This window comes from Oscillospiraceae bacterium CM (assembly GCA_022870705.1).
In the GTDB taxonomy this organism is placed as follows: Bacteria; Bacillota; Clostridia; order Oscillospirales; family Oscillospiraceae; genus Sporobacter.
The window spans coordinates 1,479,908-1,494,683 of the sequence record CP072107.1 but is presented as its reverse complement, the minus strand read 5'-3'; the positions used below and the strand labels follow the sequence as shown (position 1 = coordinate 1,494,683).

Annotated in this window: 11 protein-coding genes; 2 read left to right on the top strand and 9 right to left on the bottom strand. The window is 54.6% G+C overall.

Annotated elements, in window-relative coordinates; genetic code table 11:
• The first annotated feature begins 141 nt into the window (after positions 1-141).
• Complete coding sequence (locus tag IZU99_07360) at positions 142-612, top strand: nucleoside deaminase (protein ID UOO37085.1); 471 nt, start codon at positions 142-144, stop codon at positions 610-612.
• A gap of 201 nt (positions 613-813) precedes the next feature.
• On the opposite strand, the gene IZU99_07355 is transcribed toward IZU99_07360, so the two are convergent.
• The 9 genes from IZU99_07355 to mnmG all read right to left on the bottom strand — a co-directional run bounded on the left by IZU99_07355 (position 814) and on the right by mnmG (position 12,417).
• A complete protein-coding gene (locus IZU99_07355; GenBank protein UOO37084.1) occupies positions 814-1,827 on the bottom strand; it encodes an ABC transporter permease subunit in 1,014 nt (337 codons plus the stop codon).
• The gene (locus tag IZU99_07350) at positions 1,827-2,747 is read right to left on the bottom strand and encodes an ABC transporter ATP-binding protein (GenBank protein ID UOO37083.1); all 921 of its coding nucleotides are present in this window, start codon (positions 2,745-2,747) and stop codon (positions 1,827-1,829) included. The genes IZU99_07355 and IZU99_07350 overlap by 1 nt, the downstream gene beginning before the upstream one ends.
• Positions 2,748-2,904: 157 nt before the next feature.
• Positions 2,905-4,164 (bottom strand): leucine-rich repeat domain-containing protein, encoded by a 1,260-nt coding sequence (locus IZU99_07345; protein ID UOO37082.1) that lies wholly within the window; start codon positions 4,162-4,164, stop codon positions 2,905-2,907.
• 35 nt (positions 4,165-4,199) lie between these two features.
• Entirely contained in the window at positions 4,200-4,754 is a 555-nt protein-coding gene (locus IZU99_07340; GenBank protein UOO37081.1) for an adenine phosphoribosyltransferase, read from the bottom strand.
• A 427-nt stretch (positions 4,755-5,181) separates the two neighbouring features.
• Positions 5,182-6,432, bottom strand: coding sequence for an insulinase family protein (locus IZU99_07335; GenBank protein ID UOO37080.1), 1,251 nt, complete (start codon positions 6,430-6,432; stop codon positions 5,182-5,184).
• A gap of 74 nt (positions 6,433-6,506) precedes the next feature.
• Entirely contained in the window at positions 6,507-8,654 is a 2,148-nt protein-coding gene (locus tag IZU99_07330) for a polyribonucleotide nucleotidyltransferase (protein UOO37079.1), read from the bottom strand.
• 193 nt (positions 8,655-8,847) lie between these two features.
• Complete coding sequence (gene rpsO / locus IZU99_07325) at positions 8,848-9,114, bottom strand: 30S ribosomal protein S15 (protein ID UOO37078.1); 267 nt, start codon at positions 9,112-9,114, stop codon at positions 8,848-8,850.
• A 203-nt stretch (positions 9,115-9,317) separates the two neighbouring features.
• On the bottom strand, positions 9,318-10,424 hold the full coding sequence (gene ytvI / locus IZU99_07320; GenBank protein UOO37077.1) for a sporulation integral membrane protein YtvI: 1,107 nt from the start codon (positions 10,422-10,424) through the stop codon (positions 9,318-9,320).
• 127 nt (positions 10,425-10,551) lie between these two features.
• Entirely contained in the window at positions 10,552-12,417 is a 1,866-nt protein-coding gene (gene mnmG / locus IZU99_07315) for a tRNA uridine-5-carboxymethylaminomethyl(34) synthesis enzyme MnmG (GenBank protein UOO37076.1), read from the bottom strand.
• Between the two features lie 948 nt (positions 12,418-13,365).
• On the opposite strand from mnmG, the gene IZU99_07310 reads away from it, so the two are divergent.
• On the top strand, positions 13,366-14,769 hold the full coding sequence (locus IZU99_07310) for a glycine--tRNA ligase (protein UOO37075.1): 1,404 nt from the start codon (positions 13,366-13,368) through the stop codon (positions 14,767-14,769).
• The last annotated feature ends 7 nt before the right edge of the window (positions 14,770-14,776 follow it).

Here is a 14,776-nt window from a genome sequence, read left to right as displayed (position 1 = left end):
ACCTCCCCATCAAAAATTGATCTGAGATGATTATGTACCGCCCGCGCATATTATATACCAGAAATTGAGCGCTGCCGGTTGAGATTTTCACCGCCGTGTGATACGCTGAAAGCCTGTAAACCGGATGAAAAGAGGAGACATATGCCGTTAGAGCATGAAAAATACATGAAAGAGGCGCTCGCGCTGGCTGCCCGCGCCATGGACGAGGGCGAGGTGCCCGTCGGTTGCGTGATTACGGACGCGGACGGTGCAATAATCGGCAGCGGTTGGAACCGGCGTGAACAGGCGCAAAGCGCTTTAGGCCACGCTGAGCTCATGGCCATTGAAGAGGCCTGCCGACATCAAAACGACTGGCGTTTGTCAGGCTGCTCTTTATACGTCACGCTTGAGCCTTGCCCCATGTGTGCCGGGGCGATCATCAACGCGCGTCTGCCAAAGCTTTTTTACGGGGCGAAGGAGGAGCAGACAGGTGCCTGCGGCAGCGTTATCAATCTCTTCATGGAGCGCTTCGGCCATGCGCCGCAGATCGTCGGCGGCATTTTGGAGGACGATTGCCGTGCCCTCATGACGGCATTTTTTAAAAGGATCAGAAACAGTAAGGGCGATCTGTGATCGCCCGTTTTTAAAAAGATACAAAGATTCTTCGGGGCATAATGCCCCTCAGAATGACAGAACCTTGTCATTCTGAGCCGTTAGGCGAAGAATCTTTTGTGCTGCATGTTATTGAACTATGATTTACAACAGCCCTTTGAAGCGTTTTTTGGGCATTGCCGTAAGGTTTCGCCGTGCCGGTACAGAGCGTCTTTGCCGCCTTTAAATATCCCGCTTCTTGAATGTCAGATAGCTGAAGAACAGGAAAACGGCGACATAACCGGCTGACACCAGAAGCGCCAAGGGGAGCGTCATCCCGTCATATGGCGACCCGGCAATAATAAAGCGCGAGAAGTTTGACACCGCGAAAACGATATAGCGCCCCCAGTCTGTGTACAGCGCCAGCAGCTGGAACAAGCTCGCGCCGACAACGAGGACGAAAATTGAAAGACCGGTTGCCAAGGCGCGTGAGCGGGACAAGACGGCCAAGAGGAGCGCAAACGAGAGGTAAACAAAGACCTGCAGAAAATCAAGCCCATAGATCATCAGCGCGTTTAAAAACGCCGGAATTTCAATAACCGTGTCGCCCGTCCAGAAAAGGCTCGTCGCGCCGAGGCCGCCGAAGCCGAAGAAGAGCCCCAGTGACAACAAGCCGATGACGAGCGATTCAACGAATAAAACAAACGCATAGATAAGAGAGGACAGAAGCTTAGCCGATAAAATCTCGCCTCTTGAAAACGGCCGCGGGATCATGAGTTTCATCGTCCCTTCCGTATACTCTCCGGCGACGAGAGCTGAGAGCGCGATGATGACGAACAGCGCCACAAGACCGCCGACGTTCGGATTGGAGGAGACGTCCAGGTCGACGACTCTGTTCCAGAGGGATTTAAAATAGTCGCGGTCAAGGTGATGCTCAAGGGCGTAAGTATCCTTCGCAATCGTCATTTTCAAGGCGTCAATCCGGCTTTGACTAACGGCGTCGCCGCTCGCTTCCGCCTGTGTGAGTTGCTGGCGGCTTGATTCTATTTCAATGCGCAATGTCGATTCCCAATCGGCACCGGCGCTGACCGTCTGGCCCGAATAGGCGGCAAGCATCTCCTGATTGTCGTCGATGAATTTTAAAAGACCGGACAGCGCAAAAATGAGAACGGCCATCACAAGAATCATCACCCAGGTTGACACGCGCCCACGGATTTTTCTATTTTCAATGCCGATCAGTGTTATTATACCGCCCATCAGTTGCTCACCTCCGTCAGCTTCATGAAAATATCTTCAAGCGTCTGTGTTTCAAGGCTGTCCATGCCGTAAATGGCAACGCCCTCGGCCGTCAGCGCCGCAACGATTTTCGGCACACCGTCTTTTTCTGTTTCAACGGTGAGTCCGTCGGTATTTTTTGTAAACGCCACGTTTGCCCGAGTCAGGATGTCGGCGGCTTTGTCGTTGTTGTCCGTTTTCAATTGCAGCTTGGCCGTCTGAGCGCTGTTAGCCATGTCAATGAGCTCTGCAACCGTTTTGATAGTGACGATTCTGCCCTGATTGATGATACAAACCCTGTCGCACAGCTGCTGCATCTCGCTTAAAATATGGCTGGAAACAAAAATTGTCATCTTTTGCTCGGCAGCAAGCTTTCGAATGAGCTCGCGAAACTCTCGGATGCCGGAGGGGTCAAGCCCGTTTGTCGGCTCGTCAAGGATGAGAAGCTTCGGCTCGTGCAGCAGTGCCTGCGCGATGCCGAGCCGCTGCTTCATGCCGAGCGAGTAGGTTTTTACCTTGTTGCGTGCAACATCGGCAAGCCCCACGGTATCGAGCAGCGCCCGGATGCGTTCCTCGGAGACCTTGTACATCGCGCCGTACAGGCGCAGGTTATCAAGACCAGACAGATACTTGTACAAATCCGGGTTTTCAATAATGCACCCGACGGAACGGATGGCCGTTTTAAAATGATGCCGGATGGAATAATCACCGATGAAGATATCGCCCGCCGTGATGGCGGCGAGGCCTGTCATCATCCGGATTGTCGTCGTTTTCCCCGCGCCGTTCGGGCCGAGAAAGCCGAAAACCTCTCCTTGCATCACCTCAAAATCAAGGTCTGTGACGATTGTCTTTCTGCCGATCTTTTTTTTGACGCCATGGAGCTTCAGAATCGTATCAGCCATCGCTTACTCCTTATTGGAATAAATTTATAATTGTGTAAAAACAATCATAATAATATAATTTATGGTGAATCGTGTCAAGAAGAAAAGGCCGCGCTTTTCAGGAGGCACAGCCTTTGATTGGATGTGTAAAACCGTTAAAAGTCAGAAAGCGTTTTGCTTACGGTATTTTTTGAAATAAAATACCGTTTTCCTCGGCATATGCTTCGACGGTAGAGCCGGACGGCGCCCGAAGCGTCAAACCGACGCTTTCTGAAAATACGACGGAACCGAACGATGCGGTTTTGCTCTCAATAGTGAGTGTTTTAAGCCCTGCGCCATAAAACGCGTTATCCCCGATTGCCGCAACATGCGCGGGCAGGCGGAGCGATTGAAGCGCCGTACAGCCCCAAAAAGCGCTGTCACCGATGGTTGTCAAACCGTCCGGCAAGGCCATGGTCTTTAAACTGGCACAGCCTGAAAAGGCGGCCTTGCCGATTGCCGTCACGCTGCTCGGGAGCGAGACGGATGTGAGACTGCCGCAATCGGCGCACAGAAAATCGCTGACGGCCGTGAGGCCTTTCGGCAGCGTGAGCTTTTTAAGTCCGGCGCACGCTTCAAAAACGCGCGCGCCGATGGTTTTAACGGTGTTCGGCACGGTGATTTCCCGAAGCTCGGTGCACCCGAAAAAAGCACCGCCGTGCAGCTCGGTAACGCTTTTTGGAATTTTAAAGTCCGTCGAGCTTCCCGGGACGTAATACAAAACAGTACCGTCTTCTGAATATAGGGGACTTAAAATGGCTGTCCCGGCGAAAACAGCATCGCCAATTGTACTTAACCGGTCAGGCAGTGTCACGCCGGTCAGAGCGTCGCAGTCAAAAAAAGCCATGCTGCCAAGGGCTGTGAGCGTCTCGGGCAGCACAACTGTTTGTAAAGATGTGCAATACGCGAAGGCGTAATCGCCGATCATCGTGAGGCCATCCGGCAGTGTCACAGCGCGCAAGGCGGTGCAGTCAGAAAACGCGTCGTTTGAGATGGCGGAAACGCCACGCGGAATCGTCACGCTCGTGAGGCTCGCGCAGCCCTTAAAAACGCCGTCACCCATAGTGCGCAGCGTATCCGGCATCGTGACGGTTTGAAGCGCTGTGCAGTAAGACAGTGCCAGCGCGTTAAGGCGCGTCACGCCGGTGGGGACAGCAAGGGATGTGATGGTTGTGTTGGCCACGTCACCGTGAATAGATTGGGTGAGAAACGCCTTTGCGCCAATAGCCGTTATGCCCAGATTGCCGGGAATCACAACGTCGCCGCCCGCACCATTGTATTTTGTCAGCACACCGTTTTCAATGACAAAATCACGCCGGTTTGGCACGGCGTTTGAAAAGGTGCAGACAAGTAACAAGATGACGGAGACAATGAGTACGACCGGCAAAATTCTTTTCATCGCGTCATTCCTTTTCAGCGCACCTGCGCTGATCGTTATCCGATAGGGTTGCCGGCTTTGTCAAACAGCGGCAGCGGCTCCAAATAAATGATGTCGTCGCGGCCGATGGCGTCGCCCTCGGCTAAAACCGCCATACGCCCGGCAACGGTACCGCCCGCTTGTGTCACAAGCTGTTCCACGGCGCGAAGAGACTCGCCCGTTGAAATAACGTCGTCAATGATCAAAATACGGCTGCCCTTGATTTTTGCGGCGTCGGCGGCGTCCATATACAGCGTTTGAACACCCGCCGTCGTAATCGAGCGGACTTCAGTTGAAAAAACGCCGTCCATATACAGTTTTGGTGCTTTCCGCACGAGCAGATATGTATTCCGGCCGCTTTGCCGCGCCATTTCATGGATAATGGGGATGGCCTTTGCCTCCGGCGCAATCATATAGTCAAAGTGGGGGGCTTTTTCTAAGAGCGCCGCAGCGCAGGCACAGGTGAGCTCCACATCGCCGAAAGGCGTGAAACCGGCAATCATGAGGTCGTCTGTGAGCTTGCCCATCGGCAGCTTGCGTGTCAGTCCGGCAATTGTCATGGTGTAATACATGGTCCTGTCATCTCCGTTTGGGAATTTGTACAGACTGATTATAGTAACGCGGCCGTGAAAAGTCAAATTTCAATTCCCGCCCGCCGCCCAATAAAGGAATGGGGCTTCGCCCCATGCCCCATTTTCAGAAAACGGGATACGCTGAAATACATCGCTCCTTGTAGGGGCGGGTTTCCAAGCCTGCCCGTTCACAAAAAGCGCTCCGTAGGGGCAGACCTTGTGTCTGCTCTGGTTGCAAGTCGCAAAGATTCTTCGCTGCGCTCAGAATGACGCATATGGAAGAGCCATAGCCTTCCCCGTTGGGGAAGGTGGCACGACGAAGTCGTGACGGATGAGGGCCTTCGCTCGCCAGAAGGGCACGACGACCTCAGCGTGCCAAAAGGACGGACATTGGCCGGTCCGCCCGAATGCCCCGCATCATCGCGCTCTAGTAAGCAAACGCTGCCCGATACGCCTCGGCGGTGCCGACCTTCCCAACGGCGGAAAACGACATTTGTGAAAAATCAAGGCTCTGCTGCGAGAGCACCGAAATGTCTGAAACGGTAACGGCGTCGTATGACGCAATGATCTCCTCCGGTGTCGGCACGCGGCCGAAATATAATTCGTTCCGGCCGAGCCGGTTCATGCGCGTCGCCGTCGATTCGAGCCCCATCAGAACATTGGCCTTGACTTGCTCGCGGGCGCGCGCGAGCTCGTCCGCCGTCACGCCATCCTCCTGAAATCGCCGGATTTCTTCGGTGATGACGCCAAGAGCCGCGTGCTCCGTCTCACGTCCGAGCGCTGTGTAGATACAGAAAAGGCCGGTATCGATAAAGCTGGAGCCGTAAGAATAGATACTGTAGCAAAGCCCCCGCTTTTCTCGCACGGTTTGAAACAGCCGGGAAGACATGCCGCCGCCCAAAATATCGGATAGCAGCTGCAGGGCATAGCGCCGCCCGTCTGTTGCGGCAACGCCGGGAAAGGCCGCCGTCAGGTGATTTTGCTCCTGCGCTTTGCGCCTGACGGTGAAAGTCGGTACGTACACGGGGGATTTAAAGGTGTTTTTCCCGCCCGCGGGCATGGCCGAAAAGCGGTCGGAAAGGCTTTTGATATCGTCGGGCGTAAAGCTGCCGGATAGGGCGACGACGACGCTGTCGGCCCGGTAATGCGCCTGCATATGTTGTTTTAAAGACGCACCAGTCATCGCTTCAAGAGAGGATTTCCGACCCAAAACAGGCCGCGCGAGCGCATTGCCCTTATAAGCCGCGGCATACAGCCGCTCGGAAACGAGATCCTCCGGCGTGTCGGCGTACATATCGATTTCTTCTAAAATGACGCCGCGCTCACTGATAACGTCGCTTTCGTCAAATCGGGCGTTGAAAAACATATCGCACAGGGTGTCGGTCAGACGGCCGAGGTGTGTATCAAGAACGCGCCCGTGAAAGCACGTGCATTCCTTTGTCGTAAAGGCGTTAATCTGCCCGCCGATTTCGTCCATTGCGGCGGCCAGCTCGGCGGCCGAGCGTGTTTTTGTCCCCTTAAACACCATATGCTCGATGAAATGGGAGGCGCCGCTCTCTCCGGGTGCCTCATATCGCGCGCCGGTACCCACCCAGATGCCAAGCGTAACAGAGCGCACGGTGGGGATATATTCGTGCACGAGTCGCACGCCGTTTGGGAGTATTATTTTTTCGTACATAGAAGACCTCTTGTATATATGACGTAGGGGCGGATTCAACATCCGCCCCCTGTTGTTTTAATCTAAAATTTCGCTTACGCCTGATCGATCGGCAGACCAGCCGCTTGGCGCTCCTTAATGGCTTCCTTGCGCGAGAGGTTAACGCGGCCTCGGTCGTCGATATCGGTGACCTTAACCCAAGTCATGTCGCCCTCTTTCAGAACATCCTCGACCTTTTCAACGCGGCGGTTTTCAAGCTTAGAGATGTGAACCATGCCGTCCTTGCCGGGGGCCAGCTCGACGAACGCGCCGATCGGGATGATGCGCACAACCTTGCCAAAGTACAGCTGCCCGATCTCCGGGACAAACACAATGGCGTCGATAATCTTTTTTGCCGCGCGGCAGGCCTCAATGTCGGCCGAGGAGATGTAAATGCTGCCGTCGTCTTCAATATCAATCTTCGCGCCCGTGTCGGCAACGATTTTCTGGATGACCTTGCCGCCTGAGCCGATGACCTCGCGGATCTTATCGGGGTGAATCTTCATGGTGATCATCTTCGGAGCCGTCGGGGCCAGCTCGTCACGCGGCTTGTCGATGACGGGCAGCATAATTTCATCGAGAATCTGAATGCGCGCCTCGCGTGTGATGACAAAGGCGTTTTCAATGATGTCATATGTCAGGCCGTCATTTTTCAGATCCATCTGAATGGCCGTAATGCCCTTTTTCGTCCCGCCGACCTTGAAGTCCATCTCACCGTGGAAGTCCTCAACGCCTTGGATGTCAATAAACGTCGTCCAGTCGTCCCCGTCGGAAATGAGGCCGCAGGAGATACCGGCGACTGGGGCCTTGATTGGCACACCGGCGTCCATTAAAGCCAGCGTCGAGCCGCAGATAGAGCCCTGTGACGTCGAGCCGTTGGAGGAGAGGACTTCGGAGACGACGCGGATGGCATAAGGGAATTCGTCAACGGTGGGGAGGACAGGCTCGAGCGCCTTTTCAGCCAGCGCGCCGTGGCCGTACTCGCGGCGGGAGGTTGAGCGGCTCGGCCGCGCCTCGCCGACGGAGAACGAGGGGAAATTATAGTGGTGCATATAGCGCTTTGATTCTTCTTCAAAAATTGTATCAAGCTTCTGCGCCAAGGACAGCGTCCCCAGTGTGCAGATAGAGAGCACCTGCGTCTGGCCGCGCGTAAAGAGGCCGGAGCCGTGTACGCGGGGCAAAACGGAGACCTCGGCGGCCAGCGGGCGGATTTCGTTCATCGCCCGGCCGTCGACGCGCTTGCCCTCTAAAAGCCATGCCTTAACGACCTTCTTTTGAATTTTGTAGGTGATTTCTTCAAGCTGCGCGTTTATTTCGGGATACGCTTCACCGAACTCCGCGAGCATTTTCGTGACGACGGCGTTGTAACGTTCCTCACGGACGTTTTTGTCGTCGGTGTCCATGCAGTATTTCACATCGTCGAAATACTTGTCGACGATTTTCTTAAACAGCTCCTCGTTGAATGAGGCTTTGGCATACTCAAATTTCGGCTTGCCAACCTCGCTGACCATTTGGTTAATAAGGGCGACGATGGGCTTGATGGCCTCATGGGCAGCCTTGATACCGGCGAGCATGATGTCCTCTGAGACTTCATCGGCACCGGCCTCGATCATGACGATCTTCTTTTCCGTCGCGGCGATGGTGCAGTACATGGCGCTTGCAGCGCGCTCGGCACTCGTGGGGTTAATGAGGAACTTGCCGTCGTGATAGCCGAGGCCGACGCCCGCAATCGGGCCGGCCGTCGGGGAAAACGGGATATCCGAGATGGAGACGGCGGCAGAAGCGCCGATCATGGCGGCAATCTCGGGCGAATTGTCATGGTCGACGGACAGGACGGTGCAGGTGATGATAACGTCGTTACGCAGGTCACCCGGGAAGAGGGGGCGCATCGGCCGGTCAATCATGCGGCTGGCCAGCACGCCGCGCTCGGAGGGGCGTCCCTCGCGGCGCAGAAATCCACCCGGAATACGGCCGACGGCGTAAATCTTCTCTTCAAAGTCAACGGCGAGCGGGAAGTAGTCGATGCCGTCCTTCGGGCGTGCGGAAGCGGTGGCCGTTACAAGAACAGTTGTCTCGCCGTACTTGACCAAAACGGCGGCATTGGCGAGCTCGGCGAGCTGGCCGACCTCAAGCGTCAGCGGCCGACCGGCAAGGTCAATCGTGTAGGCTTTGCGGCCCGGGAATTCTCTTTTGCTGATAATCATATGATACTCCTTTTAAGTTGTTTTGGCGGAGCATCACGTTCTTAGCATTTGAAAATAGATCCGAGCCGGTCTCAGACGCATTTTCAACTGCTATGAAAGCGCATGCTCCTATTACGGATAACGGTGGTTTGGGGCTTATTATTTCATAAAAGGGCTGATCTGATACGCTCAGACCAGCCCTCATACGTCCGTTTTACTTTCTGATGCCGAGCTTTGCGATAATGGCTCTGTATCGCTCGATGTCTTTCTTGGCCAGATAGTCAAGCAGGCTGCGGCGCTTGCCGATCATTTTGTACATACCAAGGCGGCTGTGGTTGTCCTTGGCGTGTGAGCGCAGATGCTCTGTCAGCTGGGCAATGCGCTCGGTCAGAATGGCGATCTGGACCTCCGGAGAACCGGTGTCCGTGCCGTGGGCGCGGTTTGCTTCGATAACAGCTGTTTTTTGGTCTTTCGTAATCATCGTTAACAAATCCTTTCTTTTTTTATTCCCCGGCTTCTGAGTATCGGGCGGAAAGGCACCGGATAAAGTCCGGCTTTGTCCCGAAACCAAGAGGCGGCGTGCCGTCGGCGTCATCCGTCGGCTCAATCCTTCGTATTTTAACACGTCAGTAAAATGTTGTAAAGTAATTTTTACAGGAATTCCGGTATTACGCCATGACGGCACTATTGTTGCCCGTTGGGCTGTGTTGGCGCAGTGTCGGAATGTCGGCCGACAACGCCGCTTTCAACAAGATTTTTAATGATCAAAACAGTGATCGGAAATCCGAACAGGCCGATACCGCCAAAGAGGTGCGCACCCATCCACATACAGAAAAGGGTGACAAGCGGATGCAGGCCAACTTGCTTGCCGACAATTTTCGGCTCGATAATCTGACGGACAATGGTGACGAACACATATAAAATGGCAAGGGATACGCCGATTTTAAAATCGCCCAGAATGAAAGTAATAATCGTCCAGGGTATCAAAATAAGCCCAGAGCCGATGATCGGGAGAATGTCAAAAACGGCGATAATCAGCGCGATCAAAACTGCCCAGCGCTGCCCGATGATCAAAAGGCCGATGGCGATTTCTGAAAACGTGATGAGCATAATGAGCAGATACGATTTGGTAAAGTTGCCGAGAATCGTTTTCAGGCTCTGCCCGGCCGCCAGCGTCACGGAGACGACGTTTTTTGGGAAAATCGTTTTAAAAAAGCCGGTAATTTGATCGTAATCAACCGTCGCGTATACAGATACGATAATACAGATAATCGCTGTGAGAATCGCCTCAGGAATGCTGACAGCCACGCCGGAAACCCAAGTGACGACATAGACGGAAAAATCCGTCACCGCACCGCCAATTGACGTAATGATCTGCGGCATTGAGTCGTTGACGATGTTGACGGCGGAGACGTTGAATCGGGTCAGCAGCGCCACAAGTGTTGTGCTGAGCTGGCTGAGCGCCGGCACAACGGCGGAGGTGAAGATACTCGGCATAACCTTAATGAGTTCCAGGATACCGACGATGATCTGGCTTGTAATCAAAAACAAGAGGCCCGCCAAAGCGAGATAAACAAAAATGACAAGGACGAGGCCGGAGAGCCCTTTTGGAATTTTAAATTTTTTGAATAAAAATAAAACGGCCGGGCGCAATAACACCGCAACAGTGAATGCAATCAGAAAAGGCAGGGTAAAGGCAAAGACATACCGGAAAAAGACGTAAACGATCGCAAAGATCGCCGCCCAATAGCCAAATCTCAATAAAAATCTTTTATACTTGTCAGTGTTCATATTGCCCTCACAGTACAATGGCGCCTTTATGCAAAAACCGCTCGCCGCTTTTTTATTTATAACACATTTCCGCGTCTCGCGCCACTGTCAAAATGGAAAATTTCGTTAATATTTTGCCCGTTTTTTGTCATCCTCTACCCAGATGAATCATGAGCGCCGCAATATCGGCGGGTGATACACCGGAAATGCGTGAAGCCTGCCCAAGATTTAAAGGACGCACGCGCGTGAGCTTTTGCCGCGCTTCGATGCGCAGCCCCTGCAGCGTGCTGTAGTCAATGTCGTCCGGCAGGCGGACGTCCTCCATCCGCCGCGCGTCCTCAACCTGCCGCGTCTGGCGTTTTAAATACCCGTCGTATTTAATCGAAATTTCGGCCTGCTCACGAACGGCGAGGTCAAGCCCCGGCCTGTCCCGGTCAAACGGCGCAAGGCTCTCATAATTCAGCTGTGGTCGGCGCAGCAGGGAAGCCAGACTCACGCCGGACGGCGGCGCCGTCGTCCCATTCTCTTCAAGCATGGCGGCAAGCTCTGGCGTCGGCGGGATAAACGTCGTCTCCAGACGCTTCATTTCGCGCGCAACAGCCTCGTATTTCGTGACAATCTTTTCATACCGCGCGTTCGAAATGAGGCCGATGCGGTGCCCAATGTGGGCTAGGCGAATGTCTGCGTTGTCCTGTCGGTGGTAGAGCCTGTATTCCGAGCGCGATGTCATCATGCGATACGGCTCGTTTGTGCCCTTCGTCACGAGGTCGTCGATGAGCGTGCCGATATACCCGTCGTCGCGCCGGAGGAGCATCGGCGGCTCACCTTTAATCGCCAATGCGGCATTCACGCCCGCGACAAAGCCCTGCACGGCAGCCTCCTCGTAGCCGGATGTGCCGTTAAACTGCCCTGCGCCGTAAAGACCGCGAATTTTTTTCGTCTCCAGCGTCGGGAGAAGCTCTAAAGGGTCAAGGCAGTCGTATTCAATGGCATAAGCGCTGCGCATCATTTCGGCGTTCTCAAGGCCCGGAATGGTGTGCAGCATTTTAATCTGTACGTCCTCCGGCAGGGAGGAGGAGAAGCCCTGCACGTAGACCTCCTCGGTACCGAGGCCCATCGGCTCGATAAAAAGCTGATGGCGTTTTTTATCGGCAAAGCGCACGACCTTGTCTTCAATGGATGGGCAGTATCGCGGGCCGACGCCCTCGATGACGCCGGAATACAATGGGCTGCGGTCAAGATTTTCACGGATGACGGTGTGCGTTTCTTCATTTGTATATGTCAGATAACAGACGGCGCGGTTTTCGGGCGGGGACGCCGTTTCAAAGGAAAACGGCACCGGCACGTCGTCGCCCGGCTGAATCTCCATTTTGGAAAAGTCAACGCTGCGGGCGTTAAGGCGCGGCGGCGTGCCTGTTTTAAACCGGCGCATCTCAAGGCCGAGGGCTTTCAGCCGGGAGCCGAGGGCAGTGGCTGCAAACATCCCGTCCGGCCCGCCTTCGCAGACGGTCTCGCCAACGATCGTTCGGCCCGATAAGTACGTTCCAGAGCAAATAACGGCGGCCTTCACGCGGTAAACAGCCCCTGTATGTGTCGTGACGCTCGTAACCGCGCCATTTTGAACAGCGATATCAACGATTTCCGCCTGTTTAAGGCTTAGGTTCCCCTGCTGCTCAAGCGCTTGTTTCATCCGCGCCTGATAAGCCCGCCTGTCGGCCTGTGCGCGCAGGGAATGGACGGCAGGGCCTTTCCCGCGGTTTAAAAGCCTATATTGAATACACGTTTCGTCGGCGGCCTTCGCCATCTCGCCGCCCAAGGCGTCCAGCTCGCGGACGAGGTGGCCCTTCGCCGTACCGCCAATAGCGGGGTTGCACGGCATGTTGCCGATAGCGTCGAGGTTAATTGTGAAGCAAATGGTTTTCATCCCAAGGCGCGCTGACGCCAGGGCCGCTTCAATCCCAGCATGCCCTGCCCCGATGACGGCAATATCAAATTGTCCGGCGTCGTACGTCATAGAACGCTTCCTTATTACTATAAATATAACCCGCTCCCAGAAGCCTTCCCCTGGGGGAAGGTGGCACGACGAAGTCGTGACGGATGAGGGGGCTGTGCTCCACGTAGGGGCGGATTCCATATCCGCGCGTGTCCGCCAACGACGGACGGCCAATGGCCGTCCCTACAAAAAGCAATCGAAACAGAAGCATATTTTTGTTACGGCGATTATCACCCATGAAGCCTTCCCCTGGGGGAAGGTGGCACGACGAAGTCGTGACGGATGAGGGGGCTACGGAGCGTGCCGTAGGGACGGCCATTGGCCGTCCGTGCCGTGCCAAGGCGCCTTTGCAAAGGAGATGTCCCCGGAGGGGAGTGAGGATTGTTCTTCTCGCGCGCACAATGTACCTATGTCGCCGTACCAATGTCGCCGCTCCACGTAGGGGCGGATTCCATATCCGCCCGTGTCCGCCAACGACGGACGGCCAATGGCCGTCCCTACAAAAAGGCAATCGAGACAGAAGCATATTTTTGTTACGGCGATTTCACCCAGAAGCCTTCCCCTGGGGGAAGGTGGCACGACGAAGTCGTGACGGATGAGGGCGATTCGCCCAGCCGTAGGGGCGGATTCCATATCCGCCCGTGTCCGCCAACGACGGACGGCCAATGGCCGTCCCTACAAAACGCCGCGTCCCGAGCCTCCCTCAAGAGGGAGGTGGCAGTCGCGAAGCGACTGACGGAGGGAGGCGTCCTCGCCCCCACAGGCTCATGCTGAAAACACATTGTAAGCTAAATGCATGATAATTGCAAGACGCGACCGCCCAATCCCCGCCTTTTTTAACCATCCCGCCAGTTGACAAGAGGCATCGATAGGATATAATTAAAAAATGTGTAAATGATCATTCGGGCGCGCGTTGATCCTGTCACGCTTTAGGGCGGAACTGGAATCCGCCCCAACGATGGAGGATATATGCTGAAAAATACGGAAAAAACGATGGACAAGCTCGTAGCGCTCTGCAAGGGGCGCGGCTTTGTGTATGCGGGCAGCGAAATTTACGGCGGCCTTGCCAACACGTGGGACTACGGCCCTTTAGGCGTCGAGCTGAAAAACAACATCAAACGCGCCTGGTGGAAAAAGTTCGTGCAGGAGAGCCCATATAACGTCGGGCTTGACTCGGCCATACTCATGAACCCGCAGGTCTGGGTCGCCTCCGGCCATGTCGCGACCTTTAATGACCCGCTTATTGACTGCAAGGCCTGCAAAACGCGCCACCGGGCCGACAAGCTCTGCGAGGAATGGAATCACGCCAATAATGTGACGGACGTTGTGATTGAAGCGATGGATAACGACGCGCTCATCGCTTATATTAAAGACAAGGGCATCACCTGCCCGGACTGCGGTAAAGCAGACTTCACGGACATTCGCAAATTTAACCTTATGTTTAAAACATATCAGGGTGTCAATGAGGATACGGCGGCGCAGATATACCTCCGTCCGGAGACGGCACAGGGCATTTTCGTCAATTTCAAAAATATCCAGCGCACATCGCGCAAGAAGGTACCATTCGGCGTGTGCCAAATCGGCAAATCGTTCCGGAATGAAATCACGCCCGGCAACTTCACTTTCAGAACGCGCGAATTTGAACAGATGGAGCTGGAGTTTTTCTGCAAACCCGGTACCGACCTTGAATGGTTTGATTATTGGCGTAGCTTCTGCCGCGACTGGCTCTTCGCGCTTGGCATGAATGAGGAAAACATCCGCCTGCGCGACCATGAGAAGGAGGAGCTGTCCCACTACTCCAACGCCACGACCGACTTTGAGTTTCTCTTCCCGTTCGGTTGGGGCGAACTGTGGGGCGTTGCCGACAGAACGGATTTTGATCTCAAAGCCCATCAGACAACGTCGGGCGAAAATATGGAATACTTCGATCAGGAGACGAACGAAAAATATATCCCTTACGTCATTGAGCCGTCGCTCGGCGCCGACCGCGTAACGCTCGCGTTTCTCATCGACGCCTACGACGAGGAGGTCGTCGACGCTGAGAAAAACGACACGCGTGTCGTTTTACGACTGCACCCGGCGCTTGCGCCGTTTAAATGCGCCGTTCTGCCGCTGTCGAAAAAACTGTCGGAGGCGGCGGGCGCTGTCTACGACAACCTCCGGAAGCATTTTATGGTGGATTTTGACGATGCCGGCTCTATTGGCAAGCGCTACAGACGGCAGGATGAGATCGGCACGCCGTATTGCCTGACGTTTGACTTCGAGTCCATGGAGGATGGCTGTGTCACCGTGCGCGACCGTGATACCATGGCGCAGGAGCGTGTCAAAACGGACGACCTTGTCCATTATTTGCTCAAGAAAATCAGCTTTTAAACACACA

What these genes read in the sequence shown, in the direction of transcription:
- IZU99_07360 (UOO37085.1), top strand. Translation starts at nt 142, where the DNA reads ATGCCGTTAGAGCATGAAAAATACATGAAAGAGGCGCTCGCGCTGGCT.
- IZU99_07355 (UOO37084.1), bottom strand. Translation starts at nt 1,827, where the DNA reads ATGGGCGGTATAATAACACTGATCGGCATTGAAAATAGAAAAATCCGT.
- IZU99_07350 (UOO37083.1), bottom strand. Translation starts at nt 2,747, where the DNA reads ATGGCTGATACGATTCTGAAGCTCCATGGCGTCAAAAAAAAGATCGGC.
- IZU99_07345 (UOO37082.1), bottom strand. Translation starts at nt 4,164, where the DNA reads ATGAAAAGAATTTTGCCGGTCGTACTCATTGTCTCCGTCATCTTGTTA.
- IZU99_07340 (UOO37081.1), bottom strand. Translation starts at nt 4,754, where the DNA reads ATGTATTACACCATGACAATTGCCGGACTGACACGCAAGCTGCCGATG.
- IZU99_07335 (UOO37080.1), bottom strand. Translation starts at nt 6,432, where the DNA reads ATGTACGAAAAAATAATACTCCCAAACGGCGTGCGACTCGTGCACGAA.
- IZU99_07330 (UOO37079.1), bottom strand. Translation starts at nt 8,654, where the DNA reads ATGATTATCAGCAAAAGAGAATTCCCGGGCCGCAAAGCCTACACGATT.
- rpsO (UOO37078.1), bottom strand. Translation starts at nt 9,114, where the DNA reads ATGATTACGAAAGACCAAAAAACAGCTGTTATCGAAGCAAACCGCGCC.
- ytvI (UOO37077.1), bottom strand. Translation starts at nt 10,424, where the DNA reads ATGAACACTGACAAGTATAAAAGATTTTTATTGAGATTTGGCTATTGG.
- mnmG (UOO37076.1), bottom strand. Translation starts at nt 12,417, where the DNA reads ATGACGTACGACGCCGGACAATTTGATATTGCCGTCATCGGGGCAGGG.
- IZU99_07310 (UOO37075.1), top strand. Translation starts at nt 13,366, where the DNA reads ATGCTGAAAAATACGGAAAAAACGATGGACAAGCTCGTAGCGCTCTGC.